Origin of the sequence: Leptospira langatensis, from assembly GCF_004770615.1 — a bacterium.
In the GTDB taxonomy this organism is placed as follows: domain Bacteria; phylum Spirochaetota; class Leptospiria; order Leptospirales; family Leptospiraceae; genus Leptospira_B; species Leptospira_B langatensis.
In genome coordinates this window covers 419,946-440,635 of sequence record NZ_RQER01000001.1, presented here as the reverse complement: position 1 = coordinate 440,635, position 20,690 = coordinate 419,946, and the positions used below count along the sequence as shown (strand labels likewise).

The following is a 20,690-nucleotide window of genomic DNA, read 5'->3' as shown; positions in this document are numbered from 1 at the left end:
GCTAGATTTATTTATGGAGTATTAGCTACGCATCTGAGATAATAACTATTCACTTTGGCCGAGGTATGATAGATATACCCGTAATAAAAATTCACGGTCCACGCGTAACTTACATCCGCCCCGTACACAGTGCTAGTCCAGAAAAAGTCAGGGATCCCGTTCCCGGAACTTCCCCCCGCAGCAGCGCCCGGATCGAATATAGAATTCAGAGCGGGATTGTACTGGGACCTTTCCACGAGCGATTTCAATTCCGCGATCGTAGGGACTCTCCAATTCGCTCCGTACCAGGTACAGATCTTCTTGGTCGCATTCGTCGCCTGGCTCCAAGTCATTGTGGACGAATTCAGATAATTTCCGCTCGGGGCCGGAGTGGGCACCTTACACTGAGAAGTAGAACCCGAAGTATCCCATTTCATAGGATAAATACATTTCTGCCAGTACAACCCTGTGGACTTATCCTGGATCGCATTTGCATCGCTCGTACTCGCCTGCACGAATCTACTCGGAGCATCCGCAAACACTTCCGAAAAAAGCAAAAATAAGATCGCAATAGCGAATAAGGATTTCCCGACCGATCCGATGACACTCATTGTTAGAGATCTTAAAATATCCTTCATAAAATTTCCCTCAATGAGAGTTCGGGACCCCGGACACACATCTCACATGATAGAGAGACGAGCTCAGATTGAAATACGAATCCGGATCGTTAAAATTCACAAACCACGCGTTAGTCGGATTCGCCACAAACAAAGTAGAACTCCAATATTCCGCAGAAGAGAAGTTTGTAAACGCTCCCGAAGTAACTGCAGGAGGATTGGCCGATCCCGAAGCCTGATAAATGGACAATGTCTCTAACTCCTGGACAGTCGGAAGCCTCCAATTTGTGAGTGCCGCATATCCGACTCCCCCATGCTGAAGGTTCAAACTGGAGCATTGATTCACCGCAGTATTATAAGTAAATGTGCCTGATTCTTCCGTGCTCTTCCATTTCAAACCGGTAACCGCATCCCCGGTCACAAGATCTCCCGGATAAGAAGAAGACAATGCAACAGGTCCGGATCCGTAATTATGGGCAACCCCAAGACCTGTTGTAGCGTCGTTCCCGTTCGTCTTGAATACTGTGAACCCATATCCGTAAGCGTTCGAATAAGTAGTCGTCATAAAGGACAACACTACATCGGAAGCAAGCAGGATCCCCGTCACATCCCTCATCGTATTCTGGAGTATTTTCCAACGGATCAGCGCGTTTTCAGGGAAATACACCCAAGGCAATACCGCCTTGAACGTATCCGGATTATTGCTATCCCAAACATATTTAATATTCGTAATATTCAAGCTCTGCCAGGTACTTCCGTCAAAGAACTCGAACACCATGGTCGGCGTAAAGCTCGAGTCCATAGGCTCGCTGAATACTACGGTGACACTTCCTAACGTAGGATCCACACCCGTATACCCACCCGTAGGAGTAGTCGAGGTCACCTGAGGAGCCAAGGTGTCCTTCCAGATCGAGGTCACCACACTCGCATAGTGCGGTTGGTTTGTCTGGTTCGCTACGCAGAATAGGACTGAATTCTTACCCACTACGAAATTCAGATTATCGATCACAGTAGTCACAGCGGTATTCGCTTGGATATCCGATCCTGTGGCGCCCGAACTCACCACATTCCCGCTCTTAAAGGCACTCGCACCTCCTGCCAGAGCCGTTCCGCTAGTACACTCGCAATCTGACAAATTGCTATAACTAGTACCCGAAGGCGCTTGGTAGGTAGTCGTTCCTCCGTTCGTGGAGCTTGAACACTTATTTCCACCGATGAGGACCTTATAAGAAGCCCCGTTCCCCGCAAACTGCCAAGCAATGCTCTGGTTGGAACTCGCATTCACTGCTCTCGAAGCCGGAGAATAAGAATTCAAAGTGATCGTAGCCAAGGACTCATCGATGGTGAACACGCTAGACTGCACGGAGCTAGTCACATTCCCCGCAGGATCCCTTGCCAAAAACCGGATCGTAGTCGTCTGGCTCAAACTGATCGGGGTCGAAGGATTATAAACGATCCCGTTCCCCACTGCCCCTGTGGCCGAATTGATCGTAGGATTAGAATTATCTAATGTATAAAGAACCGTAAAACCGCTCGCAGACCCGCTATCGTCGCTGTACACCAATTGCACACTCACGGGAGAAGTTCCATAGGCCCCTGCCCCAGGATTCGTGCTCACCGTAGGAGGAGTATCGTCTCTCGTGATCGTGATCGTAGTCCTTCCAGTAAGCCCCGCAGTCACACAAATATACAGAGTATTCAAGCCCACTGCCAATTGGCTTGCCTGCACAAAGGAAGTATTCGCCGCGTTCGCAGAGGCAAGCCCCGAATCGATCACATTCCCGTCCGTGCATCCAGTCCCGCCCTGACGAACGGAATAACTACCTGTCTGATTCGATTTCCAGGAGAAGCTCGCTAAATTCACTGCCCCCGAATTCGCGCTTACATAAGCGGAGCTGAAAGGAGTGGAGATGGTCACATTCGGAACAGCATGATTGATCTGATACGTGGCGGTATTGACCCCTTCCGTCCTTCCCGCCAGATCTCGACATCTGTACTGAACCGTATAATCCCCATCACCCGAGCCACCCACAGCAAACGAAGTAGAAGGTGGATTCGTAATATGTCCGTTAGCCGGGCTCAAACTAGGAGTGGTCCCATCTAACGTATAAGCGATATTCCCAGGAGCTAAATTATCCGCGCAAGTGATCGTAACATTCTGAGCCCCTCCATAGATCCCGGGAGAAGGAGAAATGCTGCTATGCGGCACGGTGAAGTCCGACGCCAAAAGCGCCATCATCGGGTTATCTACTACCCCATCCCCATTCGTATCGAAACCTTGCCCCGGACGCACGAATACCTGATTCCCCCCGCAATTGGTTCCCGTATGCAAGGTCGTAGTCCCATCCGAAGGATAGCAAAGATAATAATCTGCCAGACCGTCCCCATTCACATCCACAGCATAGGGAGTAGTATTCGTCCCTTGGTACAAAAAGATCAGATTGGGGACTCCGTTACCTTCCGTCGCGATCCCAAGCGCCGAACCGTTGTTACTCGGATCCAAGATCGTTCCATTCCCTACAGAACCAGAGTTCCCGTTCAGGTTCACAGAATCGCCAGGCAAGAAAGAATGAGAGCCCGTATACGGAGGAAAGATCCCTCCTCCCCCTCCATTGCCCACGCCGAGCCCCAAGAGCATCTGCTCTAACGCAGCCAAAACACCGTAGCTCGCCGACTTAGGACTGCAATTGACTAGAAGAAAAAGTGCAAGAAAGGAAATTCGAGTGAAATGGAGAATGGGCCGCCAAGCAACGATCACTGAAACCTCATACATAACAAGATGAATACCCATGGAACGGGTGAACACCGTCATACTCCCTTGTAATATTTAAAGAAGAAACACTTTTTGTAACAAGGTATGACGTTTTTTGCTAAAGAAACACACTTATCTACAATTTGGGATATGAATCTTACAAAGGAATCCACAAACGAAGTTAATTTTCCGTTTTTAATAGACGAAATGCATACACTATGCTGCCTTGGCCCTAACAAGGGAGTTTATCCAACACATATGAAAAAAGTTCTGATCACCAGATTAGCTATCCTTTTAGTAACAATATCCTGTTTTACGAATTGTCCAAGCGGCAAAGACGATACTGCTTCAAATTTAATGACCATGCTCTTTTTGGATCCCGGGCTTCTCGGTGGATGCGTCGTGATTACTGGCGGCTTTTCTAAAACAGTCTTTCCCGAAGTGACCGCAACTAAAGGCGGCCCTGTAGTGAATGTGAAATTCAAAAAATCGGGTAGCGACTCCATTGGCTTCGCACTCTTGCCGAACATGCAAGTAGGAGATCAGATCACTGTCGGACTTCCAGCCACCGACACCCTATCCTTTGAAGCTTTCAAAGGAGGTTGTCCATTTTCTTCGTCAGTCGCACCTACAAATATGCCTGCAGGCAGTGATATAACTCCCACTATGCTTGATGACCAGACGGCAGACGGCAACGTATATACGGTACAAACTGCTGGCGACTTCATAGTTAAATACACTGTGATTGGTACTCCAGATCCGAATTACCAAATTACACTCCAAGTCCAGTAATCTCCCTTTTTCCAATCCTCGGGCCAACGCCCGGGGATCACTCCCTCCGCGAGCCCTTCCCCAACCTACAAGATCCTAAAGCCCAGCTCCTCTGCCACCTGATTGAAACCTACATCGTACGAAAAGATCGAGATCTCGCCTCTTAGATCCCTGCGAAATTCCAGAGCGGTAGCCAAATGTAGCGCGTCTAAAGTCCTACAACCGGACAAAGCCTCTTCGTCATCCAAACGTTCCAGAGTCGAACGATCTAAATTCTTCAGATGGATTTCTTCTAAGAGTCGATCCAACTCCTCCAATCGTTTCTCTCTCCAATTCGGACCAAGCTTCTTCTTATGATGGGAATAAATTCGTCTGATACTGACCTTGCATTCTGCCGCAAGCAATACGGAACTGATACGAACTCTGGAGGACTTCCAAATTTCCTTGGATCTCTCTAAGCTCGGCTCCTGAAAAAGGATCGATAGTACGGCACTCGAGTCCACATACACAGCCATCAGGTCCGATCCTTTCTGGAATCCTCATGGATCTCCTTCCAATCCGGTATCTGATTTCTTGCAGAACGGTCTTTTATAATGTTATCTATTTGCGAGCGATCCCTCTTAGCAAGCACTAGCTTCCCGATCCGACTCTGCTCTTCTAAATAGGAATACACTCTCTTCTCCCGATCCTCCATATTTTCCGACGGCTTCTTGATCTCTGCGATCACCTGTTCATGTTCTGTGATCACCACCGTCTCTCCCTGCTTTACGAGTTGCAGATACTTACTCAATTGGTTCTTCAGCTCCCGAACCCCTACCATCCTCATCCCCTAATTGTAGCCCCTGTGGCCTCTTTTCCAAGTCTTTTTCCATCCCCACTCCCTTTTTTTCTCCCCTTTCTTCTTGCATTTTTCCCCATTCCTTTCAATGACTTATCCTAAATTTCCCAGGACCAAGACACAGGAAGCACGGAATTCAAATTACCAACTTCATTTATTATTATTATTTAAAACGATAACTTCCCTTGGATCTTGTTAGTATCTAGAGGAATAACTTTCTAAATTCGCGACTTTGATGCAATACTGCATAAATATCGATATACTGATTGTCTGAGATTCGATAAAAAATTCGGAATGGAAATCGCCGAGTCAATAGCTGTCTAAAGTTTTTATAAACGATTGGGCCAATTTTGGGAAAATAGCTAACTCGCTCTAATGAATGATCTATCTCTAATAGAAATTCATAACCTAAATTTTCCTTTTGGCTATTGTAGTAAGCAACAGCTTGGATAATATCCTGTTCAGCACTAGGCTTAATGCGAACTTCTAAATGACTCACTGTTTGGATTTGAGGATTTGCTTCTTAAGATCTGCCCAAGATTTCCCTGGCATATTTTGTTCATCCATAAATCGTTTGTCTAACAACTGCTGTTCTTCTTTAGACAATTGGATCGCCGGATTTTTTAAAGCGATCTGATCCCAAATCGCAGAAAGAGCATCAATCTGCTCTTCGATTTCCATGCCTTGAAGTTCGCCTATCGTAATTTTAGGAAGGAGATTCACACCTTCTTTATGGCTTACATCTTCCAAAAATCAAGCGAGAAAATATCCGATTTATCCCTTACTGGATTAGAAAGTTACTTACTTGCAAATTATAGCGTATATCTCTAATACTATTGTACTGCCTTCCCAGGACCAAGACACATGAAAAACGGAATCCGAATTACGATCATTCTCCTCTTATCTTTCCTCTCCGCCTGCACTGCAGATTCCGAACTTCCCAACCAATTCCCACCAAGACAGATCTTTCCCCGCATCGAATACAAACTAGTCCGCCCAACGGCCTATACCAAACAGATCTTCTACCCCATGCTGGACAAAAACGGCGAGACCCTACTCAACCATTGGATCTCCTCTCCTATTACTTGGGAAGATGGGCAGCTCTTTCGAAAGACTCTCGACTCCGACCTAAAGGGAAAGAATGGCACTCCAGACTCTCCCAATATCGCCAAAGTCTCAGCCATCCCGGTAGGCTCCCTCCTCACGGACGAGAAAGGCGGCCTCCTCGAGTTCTTAGTATTAGTGGATTATAATAAGATAAAATGCCAGGACAGATTTACGGTCCAGATTTCCACCGTTTCCCGAGGTTCCGAGGAGATGTCAAAGATCTTATGGATGGGAGCGGCCCACCGTCTCCCATACTCTGTGGAAAAATGCCTGAACAACGACGATCCACATATAAAGAACCTAGCAAGACTCAGCTTCTATCCTAGTTTCGCAGCCTTCCCTTGGACCTATATTAGCAATCTGTTTACTACCCAGCCCCAATTCCTAACGGTGAACTACTTTTCCACCCTGCAAGAAGGCATAGCAAAACTCCCGGACACCATCCGTTATTCCTTCTGCGCCAGGACTTCCAACGCTCCTTCGGGCGCGGTTCGCTGTGTGGCCTTCCAAACCAACACAACACCTCCCATCCTCTGGAAAGAACATATTAGAAACGCAAGTCTCGCCGACCTGACCAAAGAGGCCGAGAACGAACCTGCTTTTTAAAATACGGGCTCTTTCGCCTATAGATTGGAAACGATAAAGGTCACAAACGCAAAGAAAGGAAAAAGCCAAGTGAGTAGCGCCCTTCCCAGGTTTTGGCCGAACACCGCCCTATACATCTTCACGTAAAAGATGGATTGGACCACAATCGAACCGAAAAAGAAGATCCCGTTAAAGCTCAAGAACAGGATCATCTTAAAAGGGTCCTTCTGAAAGCTATTCGGAACCACATTAAAAATGACTAATATAGGAAAAAAGGACAACAATACGTACAGCCCGGTCGAAAATGCGATCCCAAGCGCCCTTCTAAAGGATCTATCCTTTTCTCCTAGGATCCACAGGCTAACATAGCTCAATCCCGCCACATAGTATTGGAACACCAAGAACGAAACTGCGAGCAAAATGATACTGTTCGGAAAGGAATTCATGAGATACATGCTCAAGGAGATCCTGCCCTGGTCGTAAAAAGCCTTCATCTGGTCCCCATACTCCACCAAATAAGCCGCATTCGTAAGAGACACCAGGACATTGAACACCACATACGTTCCCAAAAAGAGAAGAAAGATCTTGATCGTACCTCTCAAAAATTCCTTAGGGGTCTCCTTCAACACCTCTTCTGGATGGAGATTATAATTCAGGTTTTTCCAAAACGCCCTAGTATAAATATTATCTTTTAATAATGCTTTTAATTTTTCCAAACGCTCACTCATGATTCTTTCCCTTTTTCTTATTCTTCTTCAAAACCTTCGAGACCTTCGCCTCTTCCGCTGCTGATGGTTCCGGCTGGTCATCCGGCTTTACGAAAGGCTGAGCCGGTTTATCTTCTCTCCAAAGTCCCTTGTACGATACCATTCCGTTCGAAGCAAAAAGTACCCCGAACCCGTGTCTCTGTCCCGCCTTCCAACTCCCTATATACTTGGAGCCGTCGTTATAGATAAACACTCCGTTCCCATCGTAAATAAATCCTCGTTGGTAATACCCATGCAGCTTTCTCGAATCCGGCAGGGTCAAGACTCCCTTACCCTGAGGATGGTCTCCGATCCAATCCGCATTCAGGATTGTCCCATCCTGCCATTTAAAGATCCCATGCCCTTCCTTCTTATTGAATACAAAATCCCCGATATACTCCGTACCGTTCGGGTAGACGTATTTCCCGACCCCATGCTTCATGCCTCTAAACCAACCGCCTTGGTAATAGTCCCCCTTAGGACCCCAAAACGCCCCAAACCCTTGCGGCTTCGAGTCAACGAACATTCCTTCATACACATCCCCGTTTCGGAATTCCATCTTAGAAAGACTATTCTTACAATCCCCCGAGATACATATCGCGTCGTCAAAGATCCTATAATATGCGGCAACCAATACGAATACAGCCACAAACGTTCCCAGACCCTTCTTCCAAGTGAAAGGCTGATAAAAGGAAACGATCTTTCGGAAGAGGAAAGATTCCCGAACGAATGAAAACGCTCTTTTAAGAAAATCGAATATTTGTATGATCATACCTACCTGCCTTTCCTGGCCGGGACCAGGCTTTTAATATCGATTGAAGATAAGAACTTTTGGATATGAGGCAATGCCCAAGCGGTCAATAAAAGAGAAGAACCGTAGCCGACAAACAGAGTCACTTCGAACTCCATTAAAAATCTACCGCCTTCTCTCGAAAACAGGATCTGAGGCAAAAACAATGCGAGGATCCCGATCACAGCGGACCTTCTTCTGAAACCCGTGCCAATCGCCTCTCCTGTCTTCAGGATCCGCATCACATGAAAGCATGCGATAGAGATCGTCAAAAGAAGTCCCAAATACACCGGCAAGGACAAGGTCCCGAAAACCAAACTCATCACGGAAAGCGTAGCAAAGAACGGAAGCACTGCAGTTCCGATAACAGCGAGAGGCTCTCGAAACGACTCGAAATAAGAAGCGAGCACCATATAGATCAACACCAAAGAAAAAGCGATCACCCCGTACAGACGATTCTCCGTTTCTAGGATCTTCTCCATGCTTCTTCCAAGCTCTATATAATAATTCTCAGGCAGATCCTTCTCCAGTTCCGCAACGATCTCCGACTTCACCGAATTGTACGAACCGCTAGTCAACCGAAGGGAAAAAGACAAAACCCTCTTCTTATTCTTTCTAAAAACACGAGTAGGAGTATGCGCCTCTTTCTGAGAAGTCACCTCCGGAATAGGAACATACTTCCCCACTTGGTTCTTCACTACGAATTTTTCGAGACTCTCCTTCGAATCTCGAAATTCCTTCAGGGCTCTCAAACGAATATCCATCTCTCGATTGTCCGAAATGAACTTGGAGATCACGGAACCCTGGATAGCAGTCCGTAAAAAACCGGCAACCTCCGAATTATTCAAAGAGGCGCCCGAAGTCTTATGATTATTCAAAGAAAGCTCTAGCTCGTCCCTAGGAGACTTATAGTTCAAGACCACGTCTCCCACACCCTTCATCTTAGAGGCCTTAGCTCCTAGGTTCTTAGCAAGATCGTCTAACTTGTCCAGATCGTCCCCCAGGATATCGATCCTCACTTCCTTGAACCTGGAATTCTCCGACTCTCTCGAAAAATAACAAAAAGCGGGACTGATATCCCCGATAGAAGCTCTCACCTTTTGGATAAAATCGTCCCCGTCCACCTTGGAGTCGTCCACAGTGATCACTAAAAACGCATGCCCGGGATCCACTTTAGAAGTGACTTCCACAAAACCTTCCGCAGCCGCGATCTTCTCTTCGATCTTCTTAGTGATCTCATTCGTCTGACTGAAATTAAAGCCGGAAGGAAGTTCCACGATCCCGATAATCCTCTTATTCTCTATCGAATAGAAAAGTTCCTTATCGCTTCTCACTAGATTAAATAATCCGAATAAAATAAAGAATAGATACAGACCCCAAAAGATCTTTTCGGAGAGATTGCCACTCCCCAAGCGAAAACGATACGCGCTTCCCCCTTTTGGAAAAAGATCCTCTTCTCCGTCCTCTCCCTCTACACGATCCGGGACCGAAACGTACGAACCGAAGAGTAAACCCCTCAACCTGCTCAAAATCAAATGAAAAGGAGGGAAAAGGAAATAAGAGAAAGAAAGATACAAAACGATAAATACACCCAGCCTCAAAGTGGATTGTCCTGTATCCGGATCCAAATAATACAAAGGCAAACAAAGAGAAAGAAGGATCACAACAAGAGAAATAAAATCACCGATCGTGTTTCGGAACGAAAACACCCCGGGACCGGCTTTCTTTTCCTTAGGAAGGGACTGATAGACCACAAGCCACATCGCAAATCCCAAAAGGATCGAACAGGCTATGATAATATCGAAATCGGTCTTACTAATAAAAAGAACGAATTGGACCAAAAAGAAGTTCAGAGGGAATTGGGAGAACAAAGTGATATAGTTTTCGTCTCTCCCTCTGCTTCTCCTATAATACCAGAATCCTCCTAGTAGCGCCGCTCCCAAACTAAAGCATATTAGAATATTTAAATATGTTTTTCGGATAGAATCGGACTGGTCGTATACCACATTAAAACGTACATCCGGGATCTTCAGATCCTCCAATTTTTGACGGATAGAGGAAGCGATCTGAAGGGTATTCCCCAAAGAGGATTTATAAACGAAAACGCTGACCGTTTCCTTACCGTTGATCCGAGCGGCGCTCTCCTCGTCCCTATACGCGAAAGAGACCTGGGCCACATCTTCCAAAAAAAAGACCCTACCTAGTTCGGCAGAATGAAGAGGCTGCCTCTGTAGATCTCTAAGGCTCGAGTACTTCCCGAAGATCCTAAGCTGCGCCGTCCCTCCCGATTTCTCCACTGCTCCGATCGAAGCGTCCTTATTATTCTTTTGAATGACTTCCTGGATATCTCCGAGACCCAAACCGTACGCTCTAAGCTTTTGCAGATCGCATCCGATCAAAACCTCTCTTACCTTTCCACCGGAAGGAGTGATCTTACTCACACCCTCCACAGTCTCCAGATATCTCCTAAGCTCGTTATCAGCGATGCTCCTTAAAGTAGCGAAATCGAATTTCTGACTCTCCAAAGAAAGGATCATCACCGGTCTTTGGTCCGGATCGTACTGCAAGATCAAAGGCTTATGCACTTCTCTCGGAAAACCGCTAGCGATCAGATCGATCCTTTCTCGGATCTCTAAACCCTTCAGATCGATATTCACACCTTTCCGGAATTCTATATTGATCTCTGTCTTACCTCTCTCCGCAAAAGAACGGATCTCCTCGATCCCGCCCACACCGGAAACTGCCTCCTCTAACGGCGCGGTCAAAAGTTCCTCCACAAGAAGTACATCCGCTCCTGGATAATCCACGGAGATCGTAAGCCCCGGATAGGCAATCGATGGAAAAAGAGTAACAGGGACCTGAAAGAAAGCCAACACTCCGAACAAAAGAAGTCCGAAGAAAAGCATGCAAACGCTTAAGATCCTCTCTCTCAGGAAATCCTTTAGATCGCTCATCCGACTTAGGCTCTTTTCTGATTTTTAAGAAGATAATAGAAGAGCACCGGGATCAAAAACAAACTAAAGAAGAAGGAAGTAAGAAGGCCTATGATCACAACGATCGCCATCGGAGATTGGAATTCGGTCCCCTTCTGCAATTCCAACATGATAGGCAGTAGACCCAATATGGTGGTCGCATTATTCATCAAGATAGGACGTAAGACGATCTTGCCGCTATCCACGATCACTTTCTGGAGAGGTATATTCTCCTTAGCGAGCAAATGCACGTACTCGTAATAGAGAGCTGCGTTATCCACCACAACCCCCAAAAGAAGCACAAGCCCCATAAAAGAGCTAACGTTCAAACTCTTGCCGAAAATAAATAAAGCGGGAAAGACCCCGATAAACATCAATGGGATCGTGCAAATCATGATCAAAGAATAGGTCAAGGACTCGAACTGGCTCGCAAGAAGCATATATATTAAAATAATTGCAAGAACAAACGCAAAGATCAGATCCCCGAAGGATTTATCGATATTCTCCTGCTCTCCGGCAAAGCGGATCCGATACCCCTCAGGCAGCTTGGCCTTCGCGATCAGATCCTTTACACCTTCGTACGGATCGCTCGACTCGTTGAAATCCGCCTCCGCAGTGATCAGATTCACTCTAGAATTCCCGGAACGGATAATGGAAACAGGAGCATGGCTCTCTCGGATCGTGCCTATCTGAGAGAGTTGGATCAGATTTCCATTAGGGGATTGTACCCTCATACCCAAGATCTTATCCAAGGAACCGACATCCCCCTTCTTAAAGAAAAGACGAACATCCCTGTTACGATTCTCAAGTTTGATCTTGGTGACTACAGAACCGTAGTTTGCCATCCTAAGATAGTTCGAAAGATAGTCGTTATTCAGATTGAAAAGACTAGCCTTAACGGAATCGAAACTCAGATCGTATTCGACGGAAGTATCTTCCATACTCGTCCGGACATCCTTTACACCTTTCAACTTGGAGAGCTGTTCCTTCAATCCCAACCCGATCTCATTCAATGTATTCAGGTTCTCACCTAAGATCTCCAGGCTCACTCCGTTCCCTTCCGCGGAAACGACTGACGCGAGAACATCCCCGCTATTCTCGAAATGCACTTCCACTTCTTCCGAAAAACGGAAAGACTTCCTGAATTTACTGATAAATTCCGCAGACGAAGTCCAGGCCCCTTCCTTCAATACCACCCGAAGAATAGCCCGATTCGATCCCCAATTGCCTCTCTTCTTCGAGCCCAACTGATCTTCCTCATAGCCGATCCTGGAGATCACGCTCTTTACATCCGAGTTCTTTAAGAGCGCACTTTCTAAAGAAGAAACAACCTCGGAAGTATGAGTTAGACCCGATCCGTTCTTGGTCTTAAGGAAGATGGAGAATTCTCCCGTATCCACTCTCGGAACGAACTCCATCGGCAAAATAAAAAGAAAAATAACGGAAAAGAAGAATAACAAAGAGATCAGTCTGACAAGAGGTTTAGGCTGCTGGATATAGGAAATGAGCCTCGCCTCGTACCTGGTCAAAAGATTTCTATGGAATTCTTCCGAACGTTTGAAAACCACTTCCGTCAAGAACCTAGGCTCCAAAGAGATCGAATACAGCACTGAGGTCATCATCGGGATCAGGGTAAGAGAGGCAAAAAGGCTCATCAAAAGGGAGATCGTGATCGCAAGCGCCATCTCACCGAATACGATCCCTATAATACTCTTAAAGAATATGATCGGTAAGAACACGATCACAGTGGTTAAAGTAGCCGAGACCACGGAACCGGTAACTTCCGAAGTACCTTTCAAGGAAGCTTCCTTAATAGGAACGCCTCTAGATAGATTTCTCTCGATCGCGGAAAAAACGACGTTACTCGTATCGAATAGCATCCCGATCCCAAGCGCCATTCCTCCCAAAGACATCATATTCAAGGATATTCCAAAAATATAAAATAGCAACAACGTAGAGAAAAGCGAGGCCGGAATAACGGTCAGAAGGATAATAGGGCTCTTCAAATTCCGAAGAAGGAACACCAGCACCAAGAATGCCAGGATCATCCCACTGATCAGTGAGCCGGTAACACCTGAAATGGATTCTCGAATGAACTTGGATTCGTCGTATACGATCTCTGCCGACAATTCCTTTCCGAACTTTCGGTTAATATTCCCTAGTTCCAGTTTGACATGGTCCGAGATCTCGACGGAGTTCCTACCCGATTCCTTATACAAATAGGCGATAACGCAATCCCTACCGTTATACCTGGCAATCCCTGTTTGCTCTCTAAAGCCCACACGAATATCGCTAAAGGAACCCAGTCGGATCGGAACCCCTTGCGAATTCGAACCCACGACAGTTTCGCCGATATTATCAACGGACTTAAATTCACCGACTGCCCGGATCAGATAATCCTTATCTCCCACAGGCAAAGTCCCGGCAGGATAGCTCACATTCGCGAGAGAGATAGACTTCTTGATATCGAATAGAGAAATGCTGTAAGAGTTCATCTTCTCCGAATCGATCTCTACGGAGACTTCTTTCTTGTATCCACCGGAGAACTGGACGGCAGCAAGACCTTCTACTCTTTCAAAATAAACCTTAACGTTGTCGGTCAGAAAGGAACGTAGTTCCTTCTCCTTCATCCCAGCCTTAGGAAAGATCGCGATTTCCTGGAACGCAGACTGAGAAGGATCGAAACGGATCACGATCGGTTTATTCGCGTCCTGGGGAAGCGAATCCCGTACCAGATCGATCCTCTCTCGGATCTCGATGATCGCATAATCCACAGAAGTATGATTGGAGAATTGGACTGTGACAGTGGACAGACCTTCCATCGACTCCGAACGGACAGACTCCACACCGCCAATCGTACTCACCGCATCCGAGACCGGCTTGGTGATCAGGCTCTCCACTTCTTCCGAGGAGGAATTCGGATAACCGGTAACGATGGTTACCTTGGGAAATTCAAGCTCCGGCATAAGATTGATCTTAAGATTCTCTAAAGCGATAAAGCCGAAGAGGACCAATGCCGACCAGATCATCGCGACCGTGATCGGCCTGCTTATGCAGAACCTAAGGATAGCGCTCATTATCTATTAAATGCGGGAACAACGAGCATACCATCTCGCAATTGGGAAAGTTTTTCCAGTAAAACGATATCGTTCTGTTTTAATCCCTGAAGTATCTCTATATCTTCTCCGTATTTCTTGCCGGCCTTGACTTCAACACTATAAGAACGACCGTCCTTCACCACAAACACGGAAGATTTATCTCCCTCGTTGGCTAAAACGGCAACCGCAGGAAGAATAATGGTCGGGACAGGCTCCCCTAAGACGATATTCGCTCTGATAAACATACCGGGCTTCAGCTTCCGACCTACGTTCTCAACAAGAGCTTTTACTTCCACAGTATGTGCCTTCTGGTCCACTAAAGGGCTCACCAAAACGATCTTGCCGGAGAACTTAGAACCTGGGAACACGTCTGCGGAGAAGTCCACTCTCATTCCTTTCTTTAGAATAGTAGATTCTGTTTCCGTAATATTAAAGACCGCATATACCTTATCGATATTGATGATCGTAAGTACTGCCTGATTACCGCCAGGCCCGGTCAGAAGCTCTCCTTCCGTCTTATACTTCTTCGCAACCACTCCCTTCATAGGAGAATAGATCACAGCCTCTTTCAACATGGTCTTGGTGGAATTAACCTGAGCTTCGTGAGATCTGCAAACCCCTTCTGCGGCCTCGTATTCCGCCTTCTCGATCTTGGTATTGATCTCTTTAAGAAGATTCAATTTTTCTTCCTTGGAGCGAGGGACCATAAAACCGTTTTGCGCTATATCTTCGTCGGTAAGACCAATGCTACGGATCTCCATATCTCTTTTGGCAACGCCGTAAGCGGTCTCTTTTGTGGTCAGACCCAGTTTGGCCATTTCGAATTCTTCTTTGCTCAAACCACCGACCTTATACACTTCCTCGATCGCCAAGAATGTGGCTCTCGCTTTCTCTAACTCTTCCTTGGCCTTCTCAAAAATAGCCTGGCTCTTCTCTCTCTCTTGGACAAGGCCATATACGTTCATCTTTGCCTTTTCCCACTTCTCTCTGGCGAGACGAGCCTGCGACCTAGAAGCCTCCAATGTAGCCTGCTGCTTCATGAGCTCCAGTTCCATTTGTAGACTCTCCACCTGAAAGACCTTTTGCCCCTGAGAGACTTCCTCTCCTTCCTTCACAAAGATCTTTTCCAAGCGGCCGCCTATCTTGGAGAACATATCAGCCTTATTCTCAAAGTCCACGAGTCCCGAAACGTCTATATTGGGGGACATCATCCTCTGCTCTACTTTAAAGGCTTCTACCGATTGAGGATTTTGAGAAAGACCGTCGCCTGCCCCTTCTAGATTGCTCCCAAGTAAAGGCGCTCCTTCAGAAGCATCCATGCTCGCCCTTCCGAAGACAGCATCCGCCGGTTTAAAGATAACACTTCCCGGTTTGGTGATCAAGGGACTTGCATTATTCCCTCTTACAATTCTTGCATATACGAAATAAAGGACCAGGTATCCGGCGATCCCTAGGAAAATAGTCCTGCTTACCTTATTAGCGAATAAAGACTTTAATAGATTCATGATATTCTCTGGCGAAACACTCCGACAAGGACCAACCCCTTCCCTGCACTCTATTCTTTTCTTGTTAAGGCTTGGAATTGATTGGAGTGGAAATCGGCTTTCTCGGAAAGATTCGCCTTTTTATAGATCTCGGCCAACTGTTTATGAGCGAAAGCGATCTGAGGGATCTGCAGAAGGATCTGATTGTAACTTTGGATCGCCAGGTCAGTCTTCCCCGCCTCTTCCAGCAATCTTCCGCTAATATATAATACCTCAAGATTATTCGGATCCCTCTTCATGAAGGTCTGAAGATTCTCAAAAATCGACTTATCTCGAATACCTGCAGCGAACTGGGACTTAATGATCCAAAGAAGAGCATTCAGGTTTTCAGGATTCTTATCGTACAATTTCTCAAAATACTTCTTAGCTTCCGGAAACTTGAGATCGTAGTAGTTGATCTTTCCGATTACCAATAACGTATCTTTATAATCGGAATCTTTATCGTAGATCTCCAATAATAACTTCAGAGCTTCCGCCCTTTTATTCACCCAGAAAAGGTTCATGGCCTTCGCATATTTTTCTTCCAAGGCCTTATCTTCCCCGCCGCAAAATGAAACGGAAGAAACGCAAAAAAGTAGAACGAGTAAAAATGAAATTCGTTTTAAAAGCATGCTACTCGATTAAAATCTCCACCACGGTTTAGGGTCTTCTCTTTTTTCCAACTTATCGATCACCCTACCGCAAATCGATTTCAATAGTTCTGCTTCCGTCAATGTCCGGCCTTCGACGGTATAATTAATGCTACTTACGAACTTGCCCGACTTATCGAAAATCTCCAGGAAAATGATCCCATTCTCGGTTTTATCGATGATCTTCCGGTTATCGTTCATCGCGATCGCACCTTGGATAAAGAAATCGAAATGGGTAACGCCTTGGACGGTCTTGATTTCCGACTCTCTTAGCAATTTGGAACCGTAATCGGAGGATAAAAATCCGGAGCCCTCAGCTCCCGGACTCGCAGATCCCCCTCCGCTCATCTTGGCATTTTCCGCCAATTGTGCCAGGAGATCCTTCGTCTCTCCTCTCTTAGAAGCGGCCTCTTTCCCAGGAGACATATCCTCGCCAGGCTTGATATAGTCGTCTAACACGAGTATGCCGTATCCTGCGTTCAAGAGTTCGAACTTCAACATGCTAGATAAGTTCTTCGTGTGGAATGGATCGAAATGGCTGTCGCGATTTTCGATATAGCCCAGCAGATAAGTGGACTTAACCGATTCTTTCTTAGTGGCCATTCGGATCGAACCGGAATTCAAAAAGAAAGGATAAGCGCAATTGACCAGCACAAGGACTGGAAGGAGCAAGAGTTGTAAGCGCAGCAAACGGATCATAAATAAAACCTTCTTCTTAAACATCTATTGGCTCACCGTAGAGAAGGAGAATGGAGAATTCAAATTGCGTCCGTTCACATCCGATGCGGAATTGCTGACCGAGATCGTATAGATCGGACCGTTCGGATCCACTGCAATAGGAGCATACGCATTCGTGAAATCCAAACCTGCATTCGTTAAGTTGTAATCGCCCGAAGAACCGAATGCCCCGCTACCGCCGCAGCTTGCCTCGATCTCCGCAAACTTCAGATCTAAAACCCTGCAACCGAAAGGATAAGAAACCTGGCAATCGCTCCAACTCCAAGTAGACAATCGAATTACCGTAGAAGTACCACTCACTCTACTCAAAGAAACCGCATTCACAGTGGTTCCCTGATCCATATAGTTATTGAAGATCAGCCTAAAATCGTCAGTGGTCTTGTCGGCACAGGAGGCAGCAGTCGTAGTACCATCATCTCCACCCCTAAATTTATAAGAACTAGGAGAAAGGACCGGCAAGGAAGAATCCCACCAGCAGAAGCCTAGATTCCAATCCCCTCCCGTCGAACTTCCTGTTCCGGGGTACGTTTGTGAACAACCAGGAGCACCAATTTGGCTAGCAAGCCCTACAGCCTGCACGATCGGTGCAGGATTCAGAGCGCCTGCAACAAAACTTCCGACCACTGCTTGCTGCATCGGGATCAATCCGGAAGATTGCGCTGAGGTGCTAACGCCCACATCATAGCGAGTCCCGAAATTCAGGGTTGAGTCGGAGGCCAAGGTCAGAGTCTGATTCCCATTCGACCAACTGAAACTACCCGGAATGCTCGGAGAAAGAGAGATCGCATTTTGAGTACTCTGCTGATCCATTGGCGTGGTAAAATTAAACGTGATCGTATTGTTCGTAGGATTCCCCACGCAGGCATTATTGACTGTACTAGTTAAGAAGTTCGTCGCAGTCCCAATCCCTGCCTGGCAACCCGCCTGAGAACCGCTCAGAACGGTCATAGAAGTGACTCCCGGATTCGCATTTCCGGAACCTACATAGAAGCTGGATTGGACCGCTTGCTTTAATGCTATATTATTCTGGTCCGTTGCCTGAGCGCCTACGATCACCGTATAACGTTGATTCAAAGCAAACGCGGAGTCAGGAGTGATCGTAAGGATCGTATTCGAAGTCCAAGTATAACTTCCAGGAACATTGGGACTGATCGTGATCGCCGAATTCGTCGTCTGAGGATTCATCGGACGGGAGAAATTGATCAGGATCTGGTTTTGAGAAGGGTTTCCCATACAAGCGTTCTGCACATTTCCGTTTAAAAAGTCCGTCAAAGCCGCATTCGAAGTATTACATGCAGAAGAAGTTCCCGCATACACATACATACCGGAGATCGTAGGATTCGAGCCTAAACTGCCGGTAGAGGTTCCGATGGCCACGGAAGCACTGAAAGGATTTTGGATATCCATTCCGTTCGGATCCTCACAGGATTTCGTAAGATTAAACGTATACGTTCCGGCATTCAAGGCAGCAGAAGGAGTAAATGTTAGAACCAAGCCTGCGGTATTCGTAAAGAATCCGGGAGTAGAAGGAGAAATGGTAAAGGCAAGTTGGCAACTATTAATATTCATGACCCTACTAAAGCCCACAGAGAAGGATTGGCTTGTAGGAAGATTTTGTTCTCCAGTCGTAGGGTTACTAAAGATCACCTTAGGAGGTTCTGTCTCCCCCACAAAAGGATCTGCCTTCAAAAGATTTTTGGAGATCGAATCGCAACCGATCAAGACCAGTGTAGCGACCAAACTAATAATTAGAAATATTCTCATACCCATCTCTTCCTATAAATGCATCGTAAGCAATTTCTCAATTTGCACCTGGAAAAGAGTCAGTCTTCATCGGGTCCGCCGAGTCCAATCCGGCAACGGACTTAGTATCCTTATTCTGCAATAAGGCACCGATCAAAGAATTCCCCTTTCCTTTTTGTATTCGAATTAATTTCTTCTGAGTTACGTCCAGATTCGCAACATGAGCCGCTTCGTAACAACTGATCATATAGTTAACGAGAGAATCCGTTAGTTCCTGCTCGGAGCGAACAAACTCCAATTCGGAATTCAAAAGTTCTTCCTTCTTGGATTGGCCAACATTCAATTTAGTATTACTTATTTTTAATGATTCCCATTGAAGAAGCACTCTGGAATTGGAGATCTTAAGGAGTTCCCAAGCCTCTACCGATCTATCCAGGCTTTTCTGTACTTCTACCGCCACTTGATTTTCCAAATTCTTAAAATTCAGAAGAGCCTCAGCTAACTGGACCTCGCCCTCCACGATCTTTCTGGAGTATGCCAAATTATCAAAAAACTTAATGGAGCTAGATTCGTAACCGTTCAATCCGGGACCAACCGTTTGGTTACCGAACCCTGGATAGGTTTGGATACCGGTTCCGTCCTTCTGGACACCCAAACTTCCATTGGACTGAACAACGCTACTTCCGAATGGAATGACCAAATTAAAATTCAGACCGTAAATATCATGACGAAGAGGGAAATCGTTACCGTTCTTACCGGCATAACCGCCTAGATAGATCTTAGGGATCCAATAATTATCCGCGATCTTCTTTTCGTTCTTCAGTTTACGAACAACGACCTGGGATTTCTTTAGATCTTCTCTAGTATTGATCGCTCGAATAATGGTTTCTTCCACATCGAACTTAGGCTCGGAGATAGAGATGTCCGTATAGATATTTTCCTCAAGATCCAGATCCACATGATAATCCAAAGATAGCACTTGCTTGAGTTCTAAAAGAGATTGATTGGATTCGTTCTTGTATTTTAGGAAAGTGAATTGGGCCTGCTTGATCTTATTCGTAGCCTCCATCAATTGCACTTTTGTGATGAGTCCCTGGCTAAATTCAACCTTTGCCTTTTTTAGGGATTCTTCCATTTTCTCGATGGATTTGCGGCCGAGCAGGATCTTTCCCTTGGCGGCCAAAGCCTTCATATATGACTTTTGGATCTCCAGCTTGACTTTGGCAGCATTGATCTTAAAATCCTGTTCGTTCAGTACATCGTTCATTTTGGCGATCTCTACTTGGAGCCCCGCCTCTCCACCGTCAAAAACCAATTGTTGTACAGTCAATCGAACGTCGTTGTACAGGTTGTCGATGGAGCCGGTATTAACGTTCCGCAGACCAAGATATTGAACGCCTACCTTGGGCAAAAACTCTCTCCATCTTTCTGTGATCACCATCTTAGAGATCTCTTTCTTAGAATCCAAGGTCCTTAGGATCACATTATTCGTTGTACCGATCAGGATGGCCTGATCTAAATTGATAGGCAAACGGACCCGGGTAATATTCCCACGGTTTGGCAAAGCAGCGGAAGATTCAGAAAATACTGGATAGCTTAAAAAGACAAAAGAGAATAATACAAATCGATTCGTAGATCTAAGAAAGCGAGCGTGACTCCTCACACGAAGAAAGAAAACTTTATCGGAAAGAATCCGTGCCATGCTCCTCAAACACAATACCATCGCTTCAAAAATAATCTAAGATCTCGCAAATTGGATACGATGTATTCTCTCCAACCGA

Annotated in this window: 17 protein-coding genes; 2 read left to right on the top strand and 15 right to left on the bottom strand. The window is 46.0% G+C overall.

The annotated features are described in order from the left end of the window. Nucleotides 1-11: 11 nt before the first annotated feature. On the bottom strand, nucleotides 12-617 hold the full coding sequence (locus EHO57_RS01935) for an Lcl C-terminal domain-containing protein (RefSeq protein ID WP_246050451.1): 606 nt from the start codon (nucleotides 615-617) through the stop codon (nucleotides 12-14). A gap of 10 nt (nucleotides 618-627) precedes the next feature. Further along, a complete protein-coding gene (locus tag EHO57_RS01930) occupies nucleotides 628-3,408 on the bottom strand; it encodes an Lcl domain-containing protein (protein ID WP_246050450.1) in 2,781 nt (926 codons plus the stop codon). 297 nt (nucleotides 3,409-3,705) lie between these two features. Here EHO57_RS01930 and EHO57_RS01925 point away from each other — a divergent pair, with 297 nt between their 5' ends. Next, nucleotides 3,706-4,140, top strand: coding sequence for a hypothetical protein (locus EHO57_RS01925; protein ID WP_135647090.1), 435 nt, complete (start codon nucleotides 3,706-3,708; stop codon nucleotides 4,138-4,140). Between the two features lie 65 nt (nucleotides 4,141-4,205). On the opposite strand, the gene EHO57_RS01920 is transcribed toward EHO57_RS01925, so the two are convergent. The 4 genes from EHO57_RS01920 to EHO57_RS01905 all read right to left on the bottom strand — a co-directional run bounded on the left by EHO57_RS01920 (nucleotide 4,206) and on the right by EHO57_RS01905 (nucleotide 5,680). After that, nucleotides 4,206-4,634 carry a PIN domain-containing protein gene (locus EHO57_RS01920; RefSeq protein ID WP_135647089.1) on the bottom strand — a complete coding sequence of 143 codons (429 nt, stop codon included), beginning with the start codon at nucleotides 4,632-4,634 and terminating at the stop codon, nucleotides 4,206-4,208. Then, entirely contained in the window at nucleotides 4,634-4,939 is a 306-nt protein-coding gene (locus EHO57_RS01915) for a type II toxin-antitoxin system Phd/YefM family antitoxin (protein WP_246050448.1), read from the bottom strand. The genes EHO57_RS01920 and EHO57_RS01915 overlap by 1 nt, the downstream gene beginning before the upstream one ends. Before the next feature lie 220 nt (nucleotides 4,940-5,159). Then, nucleotides 5,160-5,456: a type II toxin-antitoxin system RelE/ParE family toxin gene (locus EHO57_RS01910; RefSeq protein ID WP_135647087.1), complete on the bottom strand. Its 297-nt coding sequence runs from the start codon at nucleotides 5,454-5,456 to the stop codon at nucleotides 5,160-5,162. Next, nucleotides 5,453-5,680, bottom strand: a complete 228-nt coding sequence (locus EHO57_RS01905) for a hypothetical protein (protein WP_135647262.1) — start codon at nucleotides 5,678-5,680, stop codon at nucleotides 5,453-5,455. Before EHO57_RS01905 ends, EHO57_RS01910 begins: the two co-directional genes overlap by 4 nt. Before the next feature lie 141 nt (nucleotides 5,681-5,821). Between EHO57_RS01905 and EHO57_RS01900 the strand changes: the two genes are divergently transcribed. Next, nucleotides 5,822-6,670, top strand: coding sequence for a hypothetical protein (locus EHO57_RS01900; protein ID WP_135647086.1), 849 nt, complete (start codon nucleotides 5,822-5,824; stop codon nucleotides 6,668-6,670). A gap of 17 nt (nucleotides 6,671-6,687) precedes the next feature. On the opposite strand, the gene EHO57_RS01895 is transcribed toward EHO57_RS01900, so the two are convergent. From EHO57_RS01895 to EHO57_RS01855, 9 genes are all read right to left on the bottom strand, one after another. Then, the gene (locus EHO57_RS01895) at nucleotides 6,688-7,377 is read right to left on the bottom strand and encodes a hypothetical protein (protein WP_135647085.1); all 690 of its coding nucleotides are present in this window, start codon (nucleotides 7,375-7,377) and stop codon (nucleotides 6,688-6,690) included. Beyond that, the gene (locus tag EHO57_RS01890) at nucleotides 7,370-8,167 is read right to left on the bottom strand and encodes an MORN repeat-containing protein (protein WP_135647084.1); all 798 of its coding nucleotides are present in this window, start codon (nucleotides 8,165-8,167) and stop codon (nucleotides 7,370-7,372) included. Before EHO57_RS01890 ends, EHO57_RS01895 begins: the two co-directional genes overlap by 8 nt. Before the next feature lie 2 nt (nucleotides 8,168-8,169). Next, on the bottom strand, nucleotides 8,170-11,139 hold the full coding sequence (locus EHO57_RS01885; RefSeq protein ID WP_135647083.1) for an efflux RND transporter permease subunit: 2,970 nt from the start codon (nucleotides 11,137-11,139) through the stop codon (nucleotides 8,170-8,172). Nucleotides 11,140-11,144: 5 nt separating this feature from the next. Beyond that, complete coding sequence (locus EHO57_RS01880) at nucleotides 11,145-14,234, bottom strand: efflux RND transporter permease subunit (protein WP_135647082.1); 3,090 nt, start codon at nucleotides 14,232-14,234, stop codon at nucleotides 11,145-11,147. Continuing rightward, complete coding sequence (locus EHO57_RS01875; protein ID WP_135647081.1) at nucleotides 14,234-15,760, bottom strand: efflux RND transporter periplasmic adaptor subunit; 1,527 nt, start codon at nucleotides 15,758-15,760, stop codon at nucleotides 14,234-14,236. The genes EHO57_RS01880 and EHO57_RS01875 overlap by 1 nt, the downstream gene beginning before the upstream one ends. Before the next feature lie 50 nt (nucleotides 15,761-15,810). After that, entirely contained in the window at nucleotides 15,811-16,326 is a 516-nt protein-coding gene (locus EHO57_RS01870) for a tetratricopeptide repeat protein (protein ID WP_167882317.1), read from the bottom strand. 93 nt (nucleotides 16,327-16,419) lie between these two features. Continuing rightward, nucleotides 16,420-17,127, bottom strand: a complete 708-nt coding sequence (locus EHO57_RS01865) for a lipoprotein (RefSeq protein WP_246050446.1) — start codon at nucleotides 17,125-17,127, stop codon at nucleotides 16,420-16,422. A 24-nt stretch (nucleotides 17,128-17,151) separates the two neighbouring features. Continuing rightward, entirely contained in the window at nucleotides 17,152-18,936 is a 1,785-nt protein-coding gene (locus EHO57_RS01860) for an Ig-like domain-containing domain (protein WP_425460758.1), read from the bottom strand. A 31-nt stretch (nucleotides 18,937-18,967) separates the two neighbouring features. Beyond that, entirely contained in the window at nucleotides 18,968-20,611 is a 1,644-nt protein-coding gene (locus EHO57_RS01855) for a TolC family protein (protein WP_135647077.1), read from the bottom strand. Between the last annotated feature and the right edge of the window lie 79 nt (nucleotides 20,612-20,690).

What these genes read in the sequence shown, in the direction of transcription:
- EHO57_RS01920 (WP_135647089.1), bottom strand. Translation starts at nt 4,634, where the DNA reads ATGGCTGTGTATGTGGACTCGAGTGCCGTACTATCGATCCTTTTTCAG.
- EHO57_RS01925 (WP_135647090.1), top strand. Translation starts at nt 3,706, where the DNA reads ATGACCATGCTCTTTTTGGATCCCGGGCTTCTCGGTGGATGCGTCGTG.
- EHO57_RS01855 (WP_135647077.1), bottom strand. Translation starts at nt 20,611, where the DNA reads ATGGCACGGATTCTTTCCGATAAAGTTTTCTTTCTTCGTGTGAGGAGT.
- EHO57_RS01880 (WP_135647082.1), bottom strand. Translation starts at nt 14,234, where the DNA reads ATGAGCGCTATCCTTAGGTTCTGCATAAGCAGGCCGATCACGGTCGCG.
- EHO57_RS01885 (WP_135647083.1), bottom strand. Translation starts at nt 11,139, where the DNA reads ATGAGCGATCTAAAGGATTTCCTGAGAGAGAGGATCTTAAGCGTTTGC.
- EHO57_RS01900 (WP_135647086.1), top strand. Translation starts at nt 5,822, where the DNA reads ATGAAAAACGGAATCCGAATTACGATCATTCTCCTCTTATCTTTCCTC.
- EHO57_RS01930 (WP_246050450.1), bottom strand. Translation starts at nt 3,408, where the DNA reads ATGACGGTGTTCACCCGTTCCATGGGTATTCATCTTGTTATGTATGAG.
- EHO57_RS01915 (WP_246050448.1), bottom strand. Translation starts at nt 4,939, where the DNA reads ATGGTAGGGGTTCGGGAGCTGAAGAACCAATTGAGTAAGTATCTGCAA.
- EHO57_RS01860 (WP_425460758.1), bottom strand. Translation starts at nt 18,936, where the DNA reads ATGGGTATGAGAATATTTCTAATTATTAGTTTGGTCGCTACACTGGTC.
- EHO57_RS01935 (WP_246050451.1), bottom strand. Translation starts at nt 617, where the DNA reads ATGAAGGATATTTTAAGATCTCTAACAATGAGTGTCATCGGATCGGTC.
- EHO57_RS01890 (WP_135647084.1), bottom strand. Translation starts at nt 8,167, where the DNA reads ATGATCATACAAATATTCGATTTTCTTAAAAGAGCGTTTTCATTCGTT.
- EHO57_RS01875 (WP_135647081.1), bottom strand. Translation starts at nt 15,760, where the DNA reads ATGAATCTATTAAAGTCTTTATTCGCTAATAAGGTAAGCAGGACTATT.
- EHO57_RS01895 (WP_135647085.1), bottom strand. Translation starts at nt 7,377, where the DNA reads ATGAGTGAGCGTTTGGAAAAATTAAAAGCATTATTAAAAGATAATATT.
- EHO57_RS01865 (WP_246050446.1), bottom strand. Translation starts at nt 17,127, where the DNA reads ATGATCCGTTTGCTGCGCTTACAACTCTTGCTCCTTCCAGTCCTTGTG.